Consider the following 2,780-nt stretch of genomic DNA (forward strand, 5'->3'; position numbering starts at 1 on the left):
AACTGTCTGTCCCTTATGATCTTGAAGAAGATCTTGGCACTCTGGCCATTGTTGCAGACACCCGCCCTTCCGGTCAGGAGTTTCTGGACCGCTCCATCTTAACCCTGGTATTCGGAACCATCCGAACATTGCTGTTGGCACTGGCCCTCCAAAGCATGTTTTATTTAATGCTGACAAAACCGCTGTTAAAACTGACCCGCCATGTCAAACAATTACGTAAAGGCGCAGCAACACATCAACCACTGACAATCCCTGAAAGACATCAACAGAATGAAATCGGACTTCTTATCAGTGCATTCAATGATGTCCAGAATGATATTGAAAAGCAGCTCTATCACAGAAGTCTTGCTGAGAGCGAATTAAGAAAGCATACCCAGGAGCTTGAGATCCGCATCGCTGAAAGAACCCGGGAGTTACAAGAAAATAATGACGCTCTGTTCAAAGCCAATGAAGATCTTGAGAAGGCTCGCCAGAAGGCGCTTCACTCAGCCAGAATTCGAGGGGATCAACTTTCAAGCCTGAGCCATGAAATACGAACACCGCTCAATGGTATTCTGGGCATGCTGGAGTTAACCATTAATGAAGATCTATCCGAAAAGCAGTACGCCCGCCTCGACCTTGCCCATCAATCAGGCGTTCGTCTTGTCAAACTATTGAACAGCATGCTTGACCTGGCCAGACTGGAGTCAGGAAAGACAGCCATCGAACACACCCTTTTTGATCTGCGCGAAGTTATCGAAGAATCCGTGGTGATGATGAGCCAGAAAACTTATGGCAGGGATATTCCGCTAACCTGTGATATAGACCCGACACTGCCATCAAAGCTGACCGGTGACCCAACCCGTATCAACCAGGTCATTAACAACCTTCTGGGTAATGCCATCAAATTTACCCATGAAGGCGAAATCAGTCTTTCACTGGAATCAAAACCCCTGGATAAAGACAGCCTTGAAGTGATCATCAACATCACCGACACCGGCATCGGAATTCCTCCCGACGCCCTTGAGGCGATCTTCACCCCCTTCACACAAGCCAGCAATGATATTTATCAGAACTATGGCGGCTCAGGTATGGGACTGGCACTGACCAAAGAGCTGGTCACGGCAATGAATGGTTCAATTCAAGTGATATCCCGTGAAGGGCATGGTAGTACATTTTCTATCAGGCTCCCTCTGCTAAAGTCTGAAAACACAACGTCTGAGGTCATCAGGCCACTAATGAGCCACCCCGTCACTCTGGTCTGCAAGGAGTCAACACAGCAAATATGCTACAGAATGCTCAGCCACTGGAATGTGTCCTGCCGCATTGTTGACCGGTACGATGCAGGCCTGGACTTTAACAGTCCGTCCGGTGGGCATAAGGCAAACGCTCTCGTCATTACTGATCAAAAAGCCCTGGCACTGAACATGGCCAGACACCACCCCGATCGTAAAACTATTTTTATCAGCTATGAGCACCCCAGGGGAATGCCTGACAACCTCGTCTGGCTCCCTCTCCCTGTGACTCAGCAGAAGCTGTATCAGAAGTGTGCGGAAGTGGTCGGTATAAAAGATCCCGGCAAGCTGTCAGCAGCCAAAGCAGACCTCTCAGTAAACAGCGTTAGCAACCAGCAATCAGAACACAGGAAGAAAAAGATTCTGGTGGTTGAAGATAATGCCATTAACCGGCTGGTCACCGAGGGCATGCTTGAACAACTGGGACACGACGTAGAGCTTGTCCACAATGGTCAGGAATGCCTGTCAGCCTGTAGTCAGGAGGATTTTGACCTGATCCTGATGGACTGCTATATGCCATTAATGGATGGCTACACTGCAACAAAAAAAATAAGGGCAATACCTGCTACAAAGACAACACCCATCATTGCCCTCACGGCCAATACACTGGATGAACACAGGGAGCGTTGCCGGGAAGCAGGAATGAATGATCATATCGCCAAGCCCTTTAACAAAAAGAGGCTCAGCAAAGTCATTGAAAACTGGTTAACTTAGGATCTGCCCCGAAATAACGTCCTCTTTCACCATAGAAAAACAGGGAAATTATTAACGGACCATTCCTTAGCGACCTTTAAACTTCATTGCGACAGAGTTCATGCAATAACGCAAACCTGTCGGCTCCGGCCCATCCGGAAACACATGACCGAGGTGAGCGCCACAATTAGAACAAAGGACTTCTGTGCGTTCCATGCCGAGACTTTTATCTTCCTGCATGGTTATCGCATCACTGTCGATGGCCTGATAGAAACTGGGCCAGCCACAGCCCGCATCAAACTTTACGGTTGAGTCAAACAGCGGTTCTTTACAACAAATACAGTGAAAAATACCGTCTTTTTCAAAAAAGTTATATTCTCCGGTAAAAGGGCGCTCTGTGCCTTTTGCACGGCAAACGGAATACTGCTCGTCGGTCAGTTCTGCCCGCCACTGTTCATCTGACTTTGTTACTTTCATCACATAGAGCCCTTTTCATTGCATCAACCGCATCAGAATACAATCACACCACTGAGAATAACCACCTGAATAAAAACTATCTCCCTGATGCAACTCTTGACAGATCGCTTCATAATGCCATGTTGCGAAATGCTAAGAAGCTCAATTAACCATCGGTAAGGCATCCATGAAGGATATTGAAAAATCCACCAAACTCGATAATGTCTGTTACGACATTCGCGGCCCCGTTCTTCGTGAAGCCAAACGGCTGGAAGAAGAAGGACATCGTGTTCTCAAATTGAACACGGGCAATCCCGCGGCGTTTGGCTTTGATGCACCCGATGAAATCACCCAGGA

Annotated in this window: 2 protein-coding genes and 1 pseudogene; 2 read left to right on the forward strand and 1 reads right to left on the reverse strand. The window is 47.7% G+C overall.

The window, feature by feature from the left end; translation table 11 throughout:
• On the forward strand, positions 1-1,988 hold a 1,988-nt coding region (locus RM811_RS19235; RefSeq protein ID WP_402527454.1), incomplete at its 5' end, for an ATP-binding protein.
• Between the two features lie 66 nt (positions 1,989-2,054).
• Here the strand turns inward: RM811_RS19235 and msrB are convergent.
• Positions 2,055-2,447: a peptide-methionine (R)-S-oxide reductase MsrB gene (gene msrB / locus RM811_RS19240; protein ID WP_402527455.1), complete on the reverse strand. Its 393-nt coding sequence runs from the start codon at positions 2,445-2,447 to the stop codon at positions 2,055-2,057.
• A 163-nt stretch (positions 2,448-2,610) separates the two neighbouring features.
• Between msrB and RM811_RS19245 the strand changes: the two are divergent.
• Positions 2,611-2,780: pseudogene (locus RM811_RS19245) on the forward strand (aminotransferase); the annotation flags it as partial.

Origin of the sequence: Endozoicomonas sp. (genome assembly GCF_031844845.1) — a bacterium.
GTDB lineage: Bacteria > Pseudomonadota > Gammaproteobacteria > Pseudomonadales > Endozoicomonadaceae > Endozoicomonas.